This is a genomic window from Acinetobacter sp. YH16051 (assembly GCF_013417135.1).
In the GTDB taxonomy this organism is placed as follows: Bacteria; Pseudomonadota; Gammaproteobacteria; order Pseudomonadales; family Moraxellaceae; genus Acinetobacter; species Acinetobacter towneri.
On the sequence record NZ_VPEN01000007.1, the window covers coordinates 48196 to 64309 of the forward strand.

The window sequence follows — 16114 nt, forward strand, 5'->3', positions numbered from 1 at the left end:
TGATGCAACCACGTATGGGCGGTATTATTCAGGCCAATATTCCTGATGTCGAAACGCTATATTTAAGTTATATGCCATACGTTGTGGGTGGTGGCTTATTTGTACCCTCAAAACAACCTGTAAAAATGGGTGAAGAAATCTTCGTACTTGCAACTTTGCCTGAACAATCACAAAAAATTCCACTTACAGGAAAAGTCATCTGGATTTCGCAAAAGCAAAATGGCATTAAATTGCAGGGCTTTGGCATTCAACTGAGCGGTGAAAAAGGCGTTTATTACAAATCTGAAGCCGAAAGAATCCTTGCGGGGCTTAAGTCTGACAACCGTAACAGTTACACTATGTAGGTTGTTTGCTTTTAGGAAAAAATCGTGTTTGTAGATACACATTGTCATTTAACGATGTTGGATTTAAGCCCTTATGATGGTGACTTAGATGCAGCAATTGCACAGGCACGCCTAGCGGGTGTGTCTAAAATTATGGGTATCTCTGTCGATTTAGACGATCATATTGCATTGTCAAAAATTGCAGCACGCCATGCCGATGTTGGTTATAGCGTGGGTGTGCATCCTTGTGAAAATGCTGAAAATATGGCGCGTGCCACCACCGAGCAACTGATTGCTTTAGCACAAGCAGACAAAGTCTGGGCTTTGGGCGAAACAGGTTTGGACTATTTTCACAGTACCGATTTTGTCGCAGAGCAAAAAGCCTGTTTTGCACGGCATATTCATGCGTCACAAGCTGTAAAAAAACCTGTGGTGGTACATACCCGTGCTGCCAAGCAAGATACAGTAGATATTATCCGTGCGGAAAAATCGACACATGGTGTATTACATTGCTTTACTGAAGACTGGGCAACCGCCAAAGCGGTGTTAGATTGCGGTTATTATGTGTCGTTTTCAGGCATTGTTTCCTTTAAAAATGCACAAGATTTACGTGATGTGGCTAAGCAAGTACCTTTAGACCGTGTCTTAATTGAAACTGATAGTCCATATTTGGCACCTGTGCCATATCGCGGTAAGACAAATGAGCCAAAATACGTTCCGTATGTAGCCAAAGCCCTAAGTGATGTATATGATAAGTCCTTAGAGGAAATGGCTTTCATAACAACACAAAACTTTGAAAACCTGCTCAAAGGACATTAATTTGCATAGTGGAATGATGCAAAAATTTAATGTTCTGGTGATATTAAAAATTTCCATTGATTGAATAGTGAAAAGAGAGTTTATCGGGTGAAGATGGATCGTCAGGCTCAGTTTCGAGCAAGAGAAACGTTAATTTTCCAAGTGGCAGAGCAGTTGCTTTTGGAAAATGGTGAAGCAGGAATGACCCTTGATGCTTTGGCAGCAGAACTGGATTTGGCCAAAGGTACTCTATATAAACACTTTCAAAGTAAAGATGAACTATATATGTTGCTCATTATTCGTAATGAGCGCATGTTGCTAGAAATGATTAAAGATGCGGAAAAACAGTTTCCTGAACATCTAGCATTTTTTATGCTGCATCACTTACATCATCCTGAACGTACTGTGCTTTTTCATCAAATTGAAGAACGCCTTTCTACAACGGGTGTTGGCATTGGCTTGTTGTTTAGTGAACTATATCAGGTTCGTAAAAGCCGATTACGCATCATTATCCGTATGACTGAACAATATTTGGAATCTATTAATAGTCAGATGGAAGTGCGTGATTATCTGGCTTCAATTTGGGCACTTACGCATGGTGCGGCAGCCATTTTAAACTCAAGTTTCTATCAGCGTTATTTAGGTTCGCGGGATACTTTACGTGTGGCCTATATCGATCAAGCGTTGGCGATGCCCAAACAAGCACAATCTTTCGAGCAATTGAATTAATACGCTATGAACACACCACTGTCTTCGGTTCGCGGTTTTACGCTCATTGAATTGATGGTGGTGATAGTCATTATGGCGATTATGGCATCGCTGGTTTTAATGAATATTGGCGGTGTCGATCAGCGTAAAGCTATGCAGGCGCGGGAAGTGTTTTTATTGGATTTGCGTAAACTGAATCGTGAAGCCAATGATCAAGCGCGTATTTTTGCACTCAATTTGCATCAAGCAACCGATGTTTCACCTGCGCGATATGATGTACTGGAATATCAGCCTTATGCTTCAGAACAACAATTAACCCTGCAAAATAATCAAAAATGGCAAAACTATGGCGAATTTAAAAGCAGAACGTTGCCTGAACAAGTTTCTATCCAAATTTTATCTTTAGAACAAAGCTATCCGAATGCTAACAATAGTGAGTTGCTGCAAGGTAATGCACCCGCACTGATTTGGCTGGGCAATGGTGAAGCCAAACCTGTGCGTATTCAGTTCTATTTAGAACAGCGTCCTGTAGGTGCGGAAATAGAGGTCGATCATTTAGGAAAAATCCATGAAAGCTAAAGGATTTACACTACTTGAAGTTATGGTGGCTTTGGCAATTTTTGCAACAGCAGCTATGGCAATGACCAAAGTGGCGATGCAATATACCCAATACACCGCCAATGCAATTTTAAGAACCAAAGCACAATTTGTGGCTTTGAATGAAGTGGCATTGATGGAAATGAATCGGCAATGGTTAAGTGGAACAGAGTCAAAGCAAGTGACACAACAGGGCGAAACATGGCAAATTGACAAGTCCACACAGCCAACCATTAGTCCGAATGTGCAACGTGTCGATCTTCAAATCAGTTTATATAATCAAGACACAGGACAAGTTGAAGCAGGAGTGACTTCTTTGGTGTTTTTTAATGCCCGTGAGCAGCAATCATGAGTACAAAGAAAGGCTTCACTTTAGTTGAGTTGCTAGTCGCGATTGCAATTTTTGCAGTGCTGTCTGCTTTGGGTTGGAAAGTATTTGATTATCTCGCCAAAGTCAAAGATCGCAATGCGATGCATGAAGCCAATCTAGAACAGTTGCAAGAAAGCTATCAACAAATATTACGTGACACGATGCAGGCTGTTCCATTAACGGCCAATGTCAAAGGGCAGCAACAACCTGCTTTGGTTTTACAAAATGGACGTTTTAATTTCAGTAAAACTGGTGTGACCGATCCCTTGCAGCAGGGTATTTCACCCCATGAGCGCGTAGAATATCAATATCGTGCCGATGAAAAAAAATTGTATCGTTTAAAATATCGTAATTTGCATCAAACGGGCAATGATCAGCCTGAGTCGAGCGTGATGTTGGATGAAGTCGAAGCCTTTGAGATTATGGTATTGAATCCAAATGAATTAAGTAGTTGGCCTGAAAGTAGTGTCGATTCGCAACAAACTGAACAATTAAGACTGCTTCCGAAAGGAATAAAAATAAATTTAACCGTGCGTGACGTGCAATATGAATGGATATTTAGCTTATTGCAGACTGATTTTTTAAAGAAGAAAGACAATTAAAGGCACAATGGCAATGTATTCGAAATCGACTCAGCGCTTAGGTAGCATCATCAAATCACAACAAGGCATCGCCTTGATTACGATTTTGATGTTGGTTGCTTTAGCCACGATTTTGGCAGCGACCATTGCCAAGCGGCAAATGTACACCAGTGAAAATACCGCGTATTTGATGCGTCAAAATCAGGCATTGTTATATGCCAAAAGTGCCGAAGTATTTTTTGCAGAATTACTGCAAGATGATGCTGAAAATGCTGGTCAAGTTGATCATTTACAAGAGAACTGGGCAAAACCGATGCCGCCATTTCCAGTCGAAGATGGTTATGTATCGGGCGTATTGCAAGATGAGTCGGGGAAATTTAATTTAAATAGTTTGCTGACAACCGAAGATCAAGTGAACGAAAAAGCAAAAAAATATTTTGAAAAGCTGTTGCAGCGTGTTGGGCTACCTGCTCAATTAAGTGAAGCCGTGATTGACTGGCAAGATGCAGATGATGAGCCGAGTGGTGCAATGGGTGCAGAGTCGAGTTATTACCAAGGTTTAGCAATTCCTTATTTACCGCCCAATAGCTTATTTCACAGCGCAGAAGAATTAAAACAAGTCCGTGGTTTTGAAGGTACGAAGTATCAGCAAATTGCGCCTTATGTGAGTGCCTTGCCAAAACGGGATACCACTATCAATATTAATACCGCACCTGCTTTGGTTTTGGCGAGCTTAGATGAAAAACTGGATGTGGTTGCTGTGCAAAATCTACTTGATCGTCGTAATGCCAATTTGGAACACTTTAGCAATGTAAACGCTTTGTGGGAGTTAGATGGCTTTCAAGCTGTCGATAGCGCGATACGCAATGAATTTACAGGTTTATTGGGTGTGCAATCCCATTATTTTAAAGCCAAAATTGAAGTGGTATTGGGCGAGCGCAAACGTCAATTTAGCAGTGATTTGGTGCGTAGTGAAAAATCTGTCAATGTTAGTGGGCGAAGTCTGACGCCATTTTAAGTATCATCATTAACCTTGTGCTGCTATTTAGATGTAAATGCATTGCATGTCTGTGCTGAAACTGATCATTACGATTTTTGTCTGGCAATCTGTGGGCTAAAATTGGCTTATTGTTCACGTTTTGCATTATACTTAAAAAGAATATCCCCCAAATATTTTGATGACGTTAAGACCCATGTTAATTCGAAAGTTATTTAAGTTTGAAAATGCGCATATTGTGCGTAATTGCACTTCAGACCGCTGTAAGCGCTCGATTCATGGTCATAGCTATAAAGTAGAATTGTTACTGAAAGCTTCAAAACTCGATCATGGACAAATGGTGTATGACTTTGGTTTGCTTAAAGGTGTAATCAAAGAATTATTTGATGCTTTTGATCATGCCATTTGTTTTTGGGAGCAGGACGATCCTGCATATATTCAAGCCTGCAAAACGTTCAGCGCACGTTGGGTTTCTTTACCAGTATCGCCATCGGCAGAGCAGTTTTCACGTATTTTCTTTTATTTGGCACAGCAAGTTTTGGCATCGACCATCACACAAAATGGGGAGGGTGATGTAGAGGTCTATTCTGTAATTGTGCATGAAACTGATACAGGCTATGCACAAAGCTTTTTGGAAGATATTGAAAATGCGCAGATGGGATTGCTAAGTCTGGATCAAATTCATTTCTCTGAGCAAGTACAGACAGAATGGTCAGACCCACAAATGTATGAAAAATTAAAACAGGGGATGACATTCCAAAACCCGAATGTCGAGTTACAAGTTAAACTTTAAATCACATCATTAGACATCAACAAGGATTGATAGCGGTATGTCTTTTACTGAGCAGCAATATGCGAGCTTAAATAAAGTTCAGTTAGATGAGAGTTGGAAATACAATCTAGCTGAATTTTTATTGAGTCCACAAATGGATGCGCTACGCGATTTTTTGTTGCAGGAAAAACAACAGAATAAGGTGATTTATCCACCAAGTTCACTGATATTTAATGCTCTAAATACCACGCCTTTAAATCAGGTGAAAGTCGTGATTATTGGGCAAGACCCTTATCATGGACCTAATCAGGCACATGGACTTAGTTTTTCTGTACAAAGAGGGGTTGCATTGCCACCATCTTTGCGTAATATTTTCCATGAGTTACATACAGATTTAGGTGTGCCTATTCCAAGACACGGTGATTTAACCCATTGGGCAGAGCAAGGGGTATTGCTGCTCAACAGCGTGTTAACGGTAGAAGCAGGACAACCAACCTCGCACCAAAAGCAGGGTTGGGAAGATTTTACAGATCATGTGATTGATGTGTTAAATCAACAACGTGAGCATATTGTGTTTATTTTGTGGGGCGCGTATGCACAACGTAAAGGACAACGTATAGATCCAAATAAACATCTGATTTTGAAGGCAGCGCATCCATCCCCATTGGCAGCAAACCGCGGTGGTTTTTTTGGATGTAAAGTATTTTCAAAATCAAATAATTATCTTAAACAAAATGGCATTGAGCCTATAGACTGGCAGCTGGACGCATGACACATTCTCCCATTTCTAAAGAATATCATCCGGATTTAATTGTCGAAGAAGCAAATAACGGTTGGCGCATTGTACGTTTGAATCGCCCAAAATCTTTGCATGCTTTAGATGAATCTATTGTTTCTGCATTATTGGCAGTATTTGAAGACTTTCATACCGATGATAGCGTAAAAGCAATTTGGCTAGATTCGACCACACCAAAAGCATTTTGTGCAGGCGGTGATGTGCGTAAATTACGTCAGCTTGTCATTAATGATGAGGTTGCAACTGCCAATAAATTCTTTGAGCAAGAATATGCGTTGGACTTGTTGCTACATAACTATGCCAAGCCTGTTTTAGTGTGGGGTGAAGGTTATGTCATGGGTGGTGGCTTAGGTCTATTTATGGCTGCACCATTCCGTTTGGTGACACCGTATTCACGTTTAGCTATGCCAGAAATTAACATTGGTTTATACCCAGATGTAGGGGCAACTCGTTTCTTGGCTGACCGTGGTGCGATTGGCTTGTTCACAGGTTTAACGGGTTCAATTATGACTGCTGCAGGTGCGTATGGTATTGGTTGGGCAACCCATATTTGTGATGCACAACGCGCTTCTGTATTAGAAAAAGTCATTAATATTGACTGGAATCATTACCCTGCAGGTGACTTCCGTGCCATTGATGATACCTTGAACAGCATGCACCGTCCTGTAGGGCCTGGGCCGCTACAGAATTCTTTGGATGTGATTCAAAGCGTGTGCCGTGGTGTGAGTTTTGAAAGTGATTATGAATCCATCATTGGTCTAAGCGATGCACGTAGCGATTGGTTACGTCAAGCCAGTGAAAACTTGCAAAAAGGTTCACCAACCACAGCAGCTTTAACGTGGTTACTATGGCAATGGGGTAAGAAGGTTCACGCTTGGAATGAAGTGTTTGAACTGGAAACGCAAATTTCAGACTGGAAAATTCGCCACGCAGATTTTGTCGAAGGTGTGCGCGCACGTTTGGTCGATAAAGACCTTGCACCAGCTTGGCAGCAAAATGGGCCAGTGCAGCTCAAAACCATTTTTGCAGACAATCCACCTGTGACGAGCATTGAAAGCTGGAATGAGTTATTGAAACAATACGAGATTATTTAATTCGTATTGATTTTTACTCATATTTAAATGTCAGAACAGAACTATAGTGATGAAGACTGGATGCAGCTTGCCTATGCGCAGGCTGCTTTGGCTGCAGCACAGGGGGAAATTCCTGTGGGGGCTGTCATCGTTAGTCAAAATCAAGTGATTGGCGCGGGTTATAACGCGCCTATTTCCTTACACGACGCAACCGCACATGCCGAAATTGTGGCAATCCGTGCAGCATGTGATCATATTCAAAATTATCGTTTGCCTGAAGATGCCACGCTTTATGTCACACTGGAGCCTTGTACCATGTGTGTGGGTGCGCTCATTCATGCGCGAATCAAACGTGTGGTATTTGGAGCAACTGAACCCAAAGCCGGCTCATTGATCAGTGCTAGAAAGCTTTTAGAGTCAGGCTATTACAATCATATTTTTGAGTATCAATCAGGTTGTTTAGAGCAGCAATGTTCAGCCCAGTTGAGTGATTTTTTTAAGATGCGCCGTGCGCAAAAGAAACAACAAAAGCAGCAATAGTTGATAAATGACCTCCATGATCAAAACCAGTTCTGAGTTTTAGGCTTGATTTGCGTTAAACTAAATCAAACACAACATAGCATTCATCATCAGGGCAAACCATGCACGCTATTCAAATTAAAAAAGAATTTAATGCGCCAGTTGCGCAAGTATTTGAATTACTTTCTAAACATGCAACTTATAATATTGCGTTTGCACCAATGCAAGTGGTGCGCATTAAAGACTCTGCTGACCCTGAACGTCCAGATGGTGTAGGTTCGGTGCGTCGTATGGGGATTGGGCCAATTAAACCTTTGCAAGAGCAAATTACCGTGCTTGAACCGAATCAGCGGATTGAATATAAAATCATTAAAAATCCATTGATCAAACATCATTTGGGTACCATTGAATTTCAGCAAGTGGCAGATCACAAAACCTTGGTCACGTATAGCATTGAGCTACAAGCGCGAGTTCCGTTTGTGAGCAAAGCTATTCTTGCGAAGTTGAAAACTGTAATTAAAATTGGTTTATCCAAACTCGCAAAATCTCTCTAATCATTTCGGAAACAGCATGACGGTTCAAATTATTACCATTGATGGCCCTAGCGGTTCAGGTAAAGGCACACTCGCGGCAAAATTGGCAGCATATTATCAGTTTCATTTACTCGACTCTGGTGCGTTGTATCGTTTGTTGGGTTTGGCGTTACATAAGCAGAATTTGCTAGATCAACTTGATACTGAACTGAGTCAATGCGTTGCCATTGCAACACAGCTCAATATTCAATTTGTGACCCAGCCAGATGGCACACAAGTGTTGCTTGATGGTGAAGATGTCACGCAAACCATACGTACCGAACGTGTGGGGGAATATGCCTCAAAAGTTGCGGCAGTACCTGAATTGCGCACAGCATTACTTGCACGTCAGCATGCCTTTGCCCAAGCACCAGGCTTGGTTGCAGATGGACGCGATATGGCGACCAGTATTTTCCCAAATGCGCAGGCTAAAATTTATTTAACTGCTTCGGCAGAGTCACGTGCACAAAGACGAGTAAAACAGTTGCAGGGTATGGGGCTGGATGCTAAAATAAGCGACATTTTAGCGAATATACAGGCTCGCGACAAACGAGACATGGAGCGCACAGTTGCTCCGCTCAAGCCCGCAGAAGATGCTTACATCATTGATAGTTCTGAGTTGAACATTGATGAAGTGTTTGCATTAATGACGGCTTATGTCGATCAGAAGCTTGCTATTTGCCGCGCTTAACCGCGTGAAATAAACCTATTCAGCGAACGCATAGCTTGATCAGTTCTATACGGACTATGTAGACGCTTAACTAAACCGGCCTTGTCTGATCCAAGACCGCTGACTTTATCAGGTATATCATGACCGAATCTTTTGCAGCCCTCTTTGAAGAAAGCGAATTAAACCTCAACGTTGAAAAGGGTGCTGTCATCCAAGGCGTTGTAGTAAGCATCGACTCTGACTGGGTAACAGTTGATACTGGCCTTAAATCAGAAGGCGTTGTTGACCGCGCTGAATTCTTAAACGAACAACGCGAACTTGAAGTTCAAGTTGGTGACACCGTTGATGTTGTTGTTGAAGCACTTGACAACGGTATGGGCCAAACTGTTTTATCACGTGAAAAAGCGAAACGTGCTGAAACTTGGACTAAACTTGAAAAAATCTTTGAAGACAGCGAAATCGTTACTGGTGTTATCTCTGGTAAAGTTAAAGGCGGTTTCACTGTAGACATCGGTCCAGTTCGTGCGTTCTTACCAGGTTCTTTGGTAGACACTCGTCCTATCCGTGACACAACTCACCTTGAAGGTAAAGAGTTAGAGTTCAAAGTTATCAAACTTGATGCTAAACGTAACAACGTTGTTGTATCTCGTCGTGCAGTTATGGAAGCTGAATCTTCAGCTGACCGTGAAGCGCTTCTTGCTCAGCTTGAAGAAGGTCAAACTGTTACTGGTACGATTAAGAACCTTACTGACTACGGTGCATTCGTTGACCTTGGCGGTATTGACGGTCTTCTTCACATCACTGACATGGCTTGGAAACGTATCAAGCATCCATCAGAAGTGGTTGAAGTGGGTCAAGAAGTTACTGTTAAAGTACTTAAATTTGACAAAGAGCGTAACCGCGTATCTTTAGGTCTTAAGCAATTAGGCGAAGATCCATGGTTAGCGATCATGAGCCGTTATCCTAAAGGTTCTATCGTTAAAGCTCGCGTAACAAACTTAACTGACTACGGCTGTTTCGCAGAAATCGCTGAAGGCGTTGAAGGTTTAGTACACGTTTCAGAAATGGACCACACTAACAAAAACATCCACCCATCTAAAGTTGTTCAGATTGGTGACGAAGTTGACGTTATGGTTCTTGAAGTGGACGAAGAGCGTCGTCGTATTTCTCTTGGTATCAAACAAACTCGTGCTAACCCATGGGAAGAGTTTGCTAAGAACCACGACAAAGGTGAAAAAGTTTCAGGTACAATCAAGTCAATCACTGACTTCGGTATCTTCATCGGTTTACCAGGCGGTATCGATGGCCTAGTTCACTTGTCTGACATTTCTTGGAACGAGCAAGGCGAAGAAGCTATTCGTCGTTACAAGAAAGGTGACACTGTTGAAGCGGTTATCCTTTCTGTAGACGCTGAAGGCAACCGTATCAGCCTTGGTATCAAGCAATTGAACAGCGATCCATTCAACGATTTCTTAGCTGCTAACGAACGTGGTGCTTTGGTTAAAGGTACTGTAACTGCTGTTGATGCTCGTGGCGCAACTGTTAAGTTAGCTGACGAAGTTGAAGCAACACTTAAAGCATCTGAAATCAACCGTGATCGCGTTGAAGATGCAACTAAGTTCTTGGAAGTTGGTCAAGAAGTTGAAGCGAAAATCATCAACGTAGACCGTAAATCTCGCTCTATCAACTTGTCTATCAAAGCGAAAGACGAAGCTGAAGAGAAAGAAGCTGTTGCTAACTTGAAAACTGCAACTAGCGGTCAAGACAATGGTCCTAAGACAATTGGTGACTTGATCAAAGCTCAAATGGGCAACTAAGTTGCGGGTAAACTGTATGGTTAATGTAAATTAGCACATACTTTTTACACAAATACTGTAAACGGTAGCGTAGTATTCAATTATTACGCTACCGTTTTGTATTTAAACAGGTTATTATCAGTTTAGGTAAAAGTAGCTTGATAATTAAAGAGGTCGCAGATGACTACTGAAGCACTTAATAAGTCTGACTTGATAGAACGAATTGCTTTGAAAAATCCACATTTGGCTGAGCCATTGGTGGAAGAAGCTGTGAAGATCATGATTGATCAAATGATTGCATCACTATCGGCAGATAACCGAATTGAAATTCGTGGATTCGGTAGTTTTGCATTGCATCACCGTGAACCACGTGTAGGTCGTAACCCAAAAACAGGTAAGTCTGTAGAAGTTGCGGCTAAAGCTGTACCGCACTTTAAACCAGGTAAAGCACTACGTGATGCAGTAAACGAGTCTGTAAATAAATAAAATTCCTAGGGGTGTTTATGCGTTACGTTCTAGTCGCTATTTTAGTTATTCTATTTGGATATTCTCTGGCATTGGTTTTGCAAAACGGCACTGAACTTTCAGTTGACCTGTTATTTACTCAAGTGCCTGCAATGCGTTTGGGTCTATTGCTACTGATTACATTGGCACTTGGTTTGGTGCTAGGGTTATTGTTGGGCGTGCAGGTTTTCCGTGTATTCCAAAATAGTTGGGAAATTAAGCGACTACGTAAAGATATTGAATACCTACGCAAAGAGCAAATTCATGCAGCTCAACTGGCTGCTGCTGAAGCTGCTGCGCATACTCGTCATGAAAAAACGGTATTAGATGTGCATACTGAAGATCGTTCTTCTAATGCACTTTAATTTGCTCTGTTGACTGAATTGATCATCAACACCTCAAGGTTATCTTGGGGTGTTTTTTTATGTGTGCCTTTGACGAATGGCTGATTATCGCTGCGATGGTGGATAAGCTGTCTTTTTGACTATCTGCTTGGCACGAATCACTTTATAATAGCGACTCTTTGTCAAATCCATAGGTAATTCTCTTGAGTATCATTGTTGCCCTCGATGCTAAAAGCCAATATGACGCCTTAACCATTGCAGAACAATTAGACCCTGCATTATGTCGAGTAAAAGTTGGTAAAGAGTTATTTACCCATGAAGGTCCAGCAGTCGTGAAAGCCTTGCATGACAAAGGTTTTGAGGTTTTTCTAGATTTGAAATTTCATGATATTCCAAATACAACAGCTCAGGCTGTATGTGCTGCAGCAGATTTAGGCGTATGGATGGTCAACGTACATGCTTCAGGTGGTCGCAAAATGATGGAAACCTGTGTGGAGCGTTTAAAAGCAGGGAATTATCAGACGCAACTGATTGCAGTGACTGTACTGACTTCTATGGGGCGTGAAGATTTAAAAGATTTAGGTTTAGATATTGAGCCTTTTGAGCAAGTTCAGCGTTTAGCTAAACTCACTAAAGAAAGTGGTTTAGATGGTGTGGTGTGTTCTGCGCAAGAAGCCAAAATGCTGCGTGAAACCTTAGGGCAAGATTTTGCTTTAGTAACTCCAGGGATTCGTCCTGAAGGCTCAAATGCCGATGATCAAAAACGTATTGTGACTCCCAAACAAGCTATGCTGGATGGTTCTACGCATTTGGTGATTGGTCGTCCAATTACAAAATCTGAAAATCCACGTCAGACTTTGAAAGATATTTTAGCGACGCTTTAATTTTACTATCGCTGACTCTCTAAAAGGGAGATAAGCCCTCTCTCTAACTCTCGCCTAAATAGAGCGCAAACCCTCTCTCCAACTCTCTCCCAGAGGGAGAGAGGACAATTGTTGATTCTTTTTAAATAGCAGCCAATACACTTACAGCAATGGGTGCAAGGATTGACAATACAAATCCACTGACCATGGCATGTGGAATAAAATCGTTGCCACAGGCTTGTTTTACCATGGGCAAAGTGACGTCCATGGCAGTTGCGCCTGCGGCAGAAATTGCAGCACGTGGATAACGCCATCCCAAAATATACATCAGCAATATCGCAAAAATCTCTCTGAATAAATCATTCATTAACGCAATACTACCCAATTCGGCATTGCGAAGTTCTGACACCACAATCCCGCTCATGGAATAAAATCCATAACCTTGTGAGAGCATAAGCAAATCTTGTAGAGCGATGGGGAGCCAAAGTGCGCAAAGTAGTACCCCTGCAACTGAACCGAAAATACAGCCTACGGGCACCATTAAAATTTTCCAATTCAGCCAAGAACGATCTAAAGGCGAATAAGCGAGATCGAGTCCAATCATCCACATAAACAGCAACAGTAAATACCAAGTGTTGATCTGAACTTGGAAATCCATAGCACTAAAAAGTAGATGCAGCACGTAGCCTGCCAAAAGTGCAAAAAAGGCATAACTGATGTTGATGCAGGATTGAATCAACAACTGTAATGAAACTTTGCCTTGCGTTGCTTGCAGCCCCAAACCTTTGTAAAGCAAATAACAACACAGAAAAGCACCAATTGATGTAGCAAATGCAATCTGTAAAGCTGTAGATAGAATATGCGATGGCTGCTGTAGTGAACCGAGCGTTTGTGAAAATTCCATCGCAATTGCAATTAGCAGGATATAGCTAAAATATGGAAGCAGTTGAAACGCAATTTTTTCGATTATTCGAGGGAGGCGTTTTGCCAGTACAAAGCCTAGACATAAACAGCAGAGTAATTGGAAAATCAGCCAAAGAGATTGCATGAGATCAACAGGTGGGAGATAGATAAAAACCTGTTGATTATGCCAGTTTGCTTTTAAAAGCGGTAATTTATGCCGCTTTACTGATTAATCTGAAATCACTCGGATGCAGCGACTTGGTTTTTAGCCAATATTTCCAAGTATAGGTTGGCCAAAGTGCAAAGTTTTTTCCACCATCTTGTTGATACCAACTTACACAGCCAGATTGCCAAACCGTGTTATTTAGCATGTCTTGCACATCGTGGTTAAATTGATCTTGTACTTGATCTTTTACTACAATTGCATTGCTCTGTGATTGTGCCACCAAATCCATCATTTGCAGAATGTAATCGACTTGCGATTCGATCATAAAAATAACCGAGTTATGCGCCAAAACTGTATTTGGCCCAAGCAACTGAAACAGGTTCGGAAAACCTTTGTGGCTAATGCCGTAATAGCTTTCTGCGCCATCTTTCCATGCCTGTTTTAATTCAACGCCATGTTCACCAATGCAGCTAAATGGCTGTAGATAGATACGCGGATCGGTAATAAAGCCTGTGCCATAAATCAGACAATCAATTTTTCGCATTTTACCATCTTTGGTGATGATGCTGTCTGCAGTCAATTCCTGTATTGCATCAGTCACTAATTCGACGTTGTCACGGTTAAAAGTTGGGAAGTATTTATTGGACACTAAAATACGTTTACATCCCATAATGTAGTCAGGCGTGAGTTTTTGTGCCAATTGTTTGTCTTTGACCTGAAAACGAATAAAGGCTTCTGCCAGTTTTTGGGTATATTTCATCACGCTAGGTTGCATGATTGGAATTGCACGTGATTCATTCGACCAATACAAACGCGCACGATGCAATTTTCTAAACCAGTCTGCTTGTTTAAACAGTTTTTTCTCAATATTCAGATATTTGCGTTCATCTCGTGGAATGACCCATGCAGCTGTACGTTGCATGACATATAACTGTTTAACTTGAGGTGCAATTTCAGGAATGTATTGAATCGCGCTGCCGCCTGTGCCAATAGATGCCACAACTTTGCTATTTAAGTTGTATTGATGATCCCATTGAGACGAGTGAAAAACCTTGCCCTGAAACTTTTCAATGCCTTTAATGTGCGGGATTTGTGGCACATGCAGTGGGCCAGAAGCAAAGACTAAATATTGGCAACTCAATTGTCTGCCATCTTTTAACGCAACATGCCATACACAGTCTTTTTCATGGTATTCGGTATGCACCACTTCGCTGTTAAATTGGCAATATTCACGCAGATTAAATTGTTGCACCACATCTTGAATATATTGAAAAATTTCTGGTGCTTCGGCATAGCGTTTTGACCAGTCAGTTTTGGGTGCAAATGACAATGAATACAGATGCGACTGCACATCACAAGCCGCACCAGGGTATTGATTTTCACGCCAAGTACCACCCACTTCATCAGACTTTTCTAAAATCACAAAGTTATGAATATTGCGTTGTAGTAAACGAATCGCCATGGCTAATCCGCCAAAGCCTGCACCAATAATTGCGACTTGATAATACGCTGCTGCATCCTGCATGAAGATATCCTTATATTTATTTTGTTTGATTTGAGTTTGTTTGAGTCAGGATAGAATAAGCCAGCATGCGGTAACATGATCGTGCTGACATAAAAATTGATATTTTCGGCAATTTCTATCTGTGGATGAATCGGGTAAAAAGGATATTCCGTTTCGCACTGTTCATTTTATGAAAAGATCCATACTTGGCTTAATGTATTTAATACAAGGCATGCGTAAAGCAGGCGTTGATGTCGATGCAAAATTGCAAAGTATCGGCTTGCGTGCAGATGCGCTGGATACCAGTTCAATTATTCATCCGAGTTTGGAATGGGATATTCTCAAAGTCATTGGTGAAGATGTAGAGCCTGAAATGGGGCTGTTTATTGGACAGCATTATGCTTTGGCAGGTTATGGTCCTTTATTGATGTTATTGGTGACCAGTCCAGATATTGCCACTGCATTAGAAAAAGGGATTCAATATCAGGGATTGACGCATTTAAGCGGGAAACTAAGTTTACAACATAGCACGCGACATATTGCATTGTGTTATCAACCCAATGATTTACATAGTAGTTTAGGTGTATTACGTGCGCAGTGTGAAATTTCAGGCACATTCAAATTTATTCAAGACCTATATAAAATGATGGGAATGAGTGCGCCACGTATTCGCATAGAATTGCCATTTGTACAGCCGCAGCAAAGTGAAGTTTTGCAAACTTTTTATGATTATTACGGTCAAGATATTGTTTTTAATCAATCACAAGCAGCATTTTGGTTTGATGATGCAGTTCTCACAGCACGTATTCCCTCTGCCGATGCAGTCACTTTTAGCAGTTTTGAAGCCAAGTGTGTGATTGAGTTAGAGCGACTTAAACTTGAAGATGATGCGCCTTCGGTAGTGCAGCGCGTAAAAGATTATTTGGAGTTACAACAGGGCAGTATGCCGAGCATGGCAGAAACAGCACATGCTTTGCAAATTCCTGAACGGACATTGCGCCATCAACTGCAACAACTGAACACCAGTTATAAACAAATTCGTGAAGATCTCATCAAAGATAAAGCATTGCGATTAATTGAATATCAGGAATATTCAATTGAAATGATTGCAGAGTTACTTGGTTATTCAGAACCCGCAGCATTTAATCATGCCTTTAAGCGGTGGTTTGGACAAAGTCCACGCCAATATACAAAATAGCCTAAGTATTTTGCAAACTATGCCAAAGTGCTATATCTCGTGATTCGATCTTCGTTATAA

Annotated in this window: 20 protein-coding genes; 18 read left to right on the forward strand and 2 right to left on the reverse strand. The window is 41.3% G+C overall.

What is annotated here, in order from left to right; genetic code table 11:
- Window positions 1-2 precede the first annotated feature (2 nt).
- The 17 genes from FTV41_RS07730 to pyrF all read left to right on the forward strand — a co-directional run bounded on the left by FTV41_RS07730 (window position 3) and on the right by pyrF (window position 12304).
- Entirely contained in the window at window positions 3-344 is a 342-nt protein-coding gene (locus tag FTV41_RS07730; protein ID WP_026438361.1) for a PilZ domain-containing protein, read from the forward strand.
- Window positions 345-368: 24 nt separating this feature from the next.
- On the forward strand, window positions 369-1142 hold the full coding sequence (locus FTV41_RS07735) for a TatD family hydrolase (RefSeq protein WP_004976800.1): 774 nt from the start codon (window positions 369-371) through the stop codon (window positions 1140-1142).
- A 93-nt stretch (window positions 1143-1235) separates the two neighbouring features.
- The gene (locus tag FTV41_RS07740; protein ID WP_096901168.1) at window positions 1236-1850 is read left to right on the forward strand and encodes a TetR/AcrR family transcriptional regulator; all 615 of its coding nucleotides are present in this window, start codon (window positions 1236-1238) and stop codon (window positions 1848-1850) included.
- Between the two features lie 6 nt (window positions 1851-1856).
- Window positions 1857-2408 (forward strand): prepilin-type N-terminal cleavage/methylation domain-containing protein, encoded by a 552-nt coding sequence (locus tag FTV41_RS07745; protein ID WP_131261481.1) that lies wholly within the window; start codon window positions 1857-1859, stop codon window positions 2406-2408.
- Window positions 2398-2778 (forward strand): type II secretion system minor pseudopilin GspI, encoded by a 381-nt coding sequence (gene gspI / locus FTV41_RS07750; RefSeq protein ID WP_179996374.1) that lies wholly within the window; start codon window positions 2398-2400, stop codon window positions 2776-2778. The genes FTV41_RS07745 and gspI overlap by 11 nt, the downstream gene beginning before the upstream one ends.
- On the forward strand, window positions 2775-3398 hold the full coding sequence (gene gspJ / locus FTV41_RS07755; RefSeq protein ID WP_004976791.1) for a type II secretion system minor pseudopilin GspJ: 624 nt from the start codon (window positions 2775-2777) through the stop codon (window positions 3396-3398). The genes gspI and gspJ overlap by 4 nt, the downstream gene beginning before the upstream one ends.
- 13 nt (window positions 3399-3411) lie before the next feature.
- Window positions 3412-4395, forward strand: coding sequence for a type II secretion system minor pseudopilin GspK (gspK, locus tag FTV41_RS07760; RefSeq protein WP_179996375.1), 984 nt, complete (start codon window positions 3412-3414; stop codon window positions 4393-4395).
- Window positions 4396-4570: 175 nt separating this feature from the next.
- Complete coding sequence (locus FTV41_RS07765; protein WP_104851897.1) at window positions 4571-5167, forward strand: 6-carboxytetrahydropterin synthase; 597 nt, start codon at window positions 4571-4573, stop codon at window positions 5165-5167.
- Window positions 5168-5204: 37 nt separating this feature from the next.
- A complete protein-coding gene (ung, locus tag FTV41_RS07770) occupies window positions 5205-5918 on the forward strand; it encodes a uracil-DNA glycosylase (protein WP_004976786.1) in 714 nt (237 codons plus the stop codon).
- Window positions 5915-7036: an enoyl-CoA hydratase/isomerase family protein gene (locus tag FTV41_RS07775; RefSeq protein WP_004976784.1), complete on the forward strand. Its 1122-nt coding sequence runs from the start codon at window positions 5915-5917 to the stop codon at window positions 7034-7036. Before ung ends, FTV41_RS07775 begins: the two co-directional genes overlap by 4 nt.
- 27 nt (window positions 7037-7063) lie before the next feature.
- On the forward strand, window positions 7064-7555 hold the full coding sequence (gene tadA / locus FTV41_RS07780) for a tRNA adenosine(34) deaminase TadA (protein WP_004976782.1): 492 nt from the start codon (window positions 7064-7066) through the stop codon (window positions 7553-7555).
- A 101-nt stretch (window positions 7556-7656) separates the two neighbouring features.
- A complete protein-coding gene (locus FTV41_RS07785) occupies window positions 7657-8088 on the forward strand; it encodes an SRPBCC family protein (protein WP_179996376.1) in 432 nt (143 codons plus the stop codon).
- 16 nt (window positions 8089-8104) lie between these two features.
- A complete protein-coding gene (gene cmk, locus FTV41_RS07790) occupies window positions 8105-8797 on the forward strand; it encodes a (d)CMP kinase (RefSeq protein WP_154320795.1) in 693 nt (230 codons plus the stop codon).
- Window positions 8798-8916: 119 nt separating this feature from the next.
- Window positions 8917-10593: a 30S ribosomal protein S1 gene (rpsA, locus tag FTV41_RS07795; RefSeq protein ID WP_179996377.1), complete on the forward strand. Its 1677-nt coding sequence runs from the start codon at window positions 8917-8919 to the stop codon at window positions 10591-10593.
- Window positions 10594-10752: 159 nt separating this feature from the next.
- Window positions 10753-11058, forward strand: coding sequence for an integration host factor subunit beta (locus FTV41_RS07800; RefSeq protein WP_004976773.1), 306 nt, complete (start codon window positions 10753-10755; stop codon window positions 11056-11058).
- A 17-nt stretch (window positions 11059-11075) separates the two neighbouring features.
- Entirely contained in the window at window positions 11076-11441 is a 366-nt protein-coding gene (locus FTV41_RS07805) for a lipopolysaccharide assembly protein LapA domain-containing protein (protein ID WP_004976771.1), read from the forward strand.
- 182 nt (window positions 11442-11623) lie between these two features.
- Window positions 11624-12304 (forward strand): orotidine-5'-phosphate decarboxylase, encoded by a 681-nt coding sequence (gene pyrF / locus FTV41_RS07810; protein ID WP_178318417.1) that lies wholly within the window; start codon window positions 11624-11626, stop codon window positions 12302-12304.
- 121 nt (window positions 12305-12425) lie between these two features.
- On the opposite strand, the gene FTV41_RS07815 is transcribed toward pyrF, so the two are convergent.
- Together FTV41_RS07815 and FTV41_RS07820 are read right to left on the reverse strand one after the other, a co-directional pair.
- Entirely contained in the window at window positions 12426-13331 is a 906-nt protein-coding gene (locus FTV41_RS07815; protein WP_004976767.1) for a lysine exporter LysO family protein, read from the reverse strand.
- A gap of 67 nt (window positions 13332-13398) precedes the next feature.
- Window positions 13399-14877 carry an NAD(P)/FAD-dependent oxidoreductase gene (locus FTV41_RS07820; protein ID WP_154320792.1) on the reverse strand — a complete coding sequence of 493 codons (1479 nt, stop codon included), beginning with the start codon at window positions 14875-14877 and terminating at the stop codon, window positions 13399-13401.
- Between the two features lie 169 nt (window positions 14878-15046).
- On the opposite strand from FTV41_RS07820, the gene FTV41_RS07825 reads away from it, so the two are divergent.
- Window positions 15047-16054, forward strand: coding sequence for an AraC family transcriptional regulator (locus FTV41_RS07825; RefSeq protein ID WP_179996378.1), 1008 nt, complete (start codon window positions 15047-15049; stop codon window positions 16052-16054).
- The last annotated feature ends 60 nt before the right edge of the window (window positions 16055-16114 follow it).

Coding starts and splice junctions, on each gene's coding strand:
- FTV41_RS07730 (WP_026438361.1), top strand. CDS start 3: ATGCAACCACGTATGGGCGGTATTATTCAGGCCAATATTCCTGATGTC.
- FTV41_RS07815 (WP_004976767.1), bottom strand. CDS start 13,331: ATGCAATCTCTTTGGCTGATTTTCCAATTACTCTGCTGTTTATGTCTA.
- FTV41_RS07825 (WP_179996378.1), top strand. CDS start 15,047: ATGAAAAGATCCATACTTGGCTTAATGTATTTAATACAAGGCATGCGT.
- FTV41_RS07800 (WP_004976773.1), top strand. CDS start 10,753: ATGACTACTGAAGCACTTAATAAGTCTGACTTGATAGAACGAATTGCT.
- gspJ (WP_004976791.1), top strand. CDS start 2,775: ATGAGTACAAAGAAAGGCTTCACTTTAGTTGAGTTGCTAGTCGCGATT.
- FTV41_RS07785 (WP_179996376.1), top strand. CDS start 7,657: ATGCACGCTATTCAAATTAAAAAAGAATTTAATGCGCCAGTTGCGCAA.
- FTV41_RS07805 (WP_004976771.1), top strand. CDS start 11,076: ATGCGTTACGTTCTAGTCGCTATTTTAGTTATTCTATTTGGATATTCT.
- ung (WP_004976786.1), top strand. CDS start 5,205: ATGTCTTTTACTGAGCAGCAATATGCGAGCTTAAATAAAGTTCAGTTA.
- cmk (WP_154320795.1), top strand. CDS start 8,105: ATGACGGTTCAAATTATTACCATTGATGGCCCTAGCGGTTCAGGTAAA.
- FTV41_RS07820 (WP_154320792.1), bottom strand. CDS start 14,877: ATGCAGGATGCAGCAGCGTATTATCAAGTCGCAATTATTGGTGCAGGC.
- FTV41_RS07745 (WP_131261481.1), top strand. CDS start 1,857: ATGAACACACCACTGTCTTCGGTTCGCGGTTTTACGCTCATTGAATTG.
- FTV41_RS07740 (WP_096901168.1), top strand. CDS start 1,236: ATGGATCGTCAGGCTCAGTTTCGAGCAAGAGAAACGTTAATTTTCCAA.
- FTV41_RS07765 (WP_104851897.1), top strand. CDS start 4,571: ATGTTAATTCGAAAGTTATTTAAGTTTGAAAATGCGCATATTGTGCGT.
- gspK (WP_179996375.1), top strand. CDS start 3,412: ATGTATTCGAAATCGACTCAGCGCTTAGGTAGCATCATCAAATCACAA.
- rpsA (WP_179996377.1), top strand. CDS start 8,917: ATGACCGAATCTTTTGCAGCCCTCTTTGAAGAAAGCGAATTAAACCTC.
- gspI (WP_179996374.1), top strand. CDS start 2,398: ATGAAAGCTAAAGGATTTACACTACTTGAAGTTATGGTGGCTTTGGCA.
- FTV41_RS07775 (WP_004976784.1), top strand. CDS start 5,915: ATGACACATTCTCCCATTTCTAAAGAATATCATCCGGATTTAATTGTC.
- tadA (WP_004976782.1), top strand. CDS start 7,064: ATGTCAGAACAGAACTATAGTGATGAAGACTGGATGCAGCTTGCCTAT.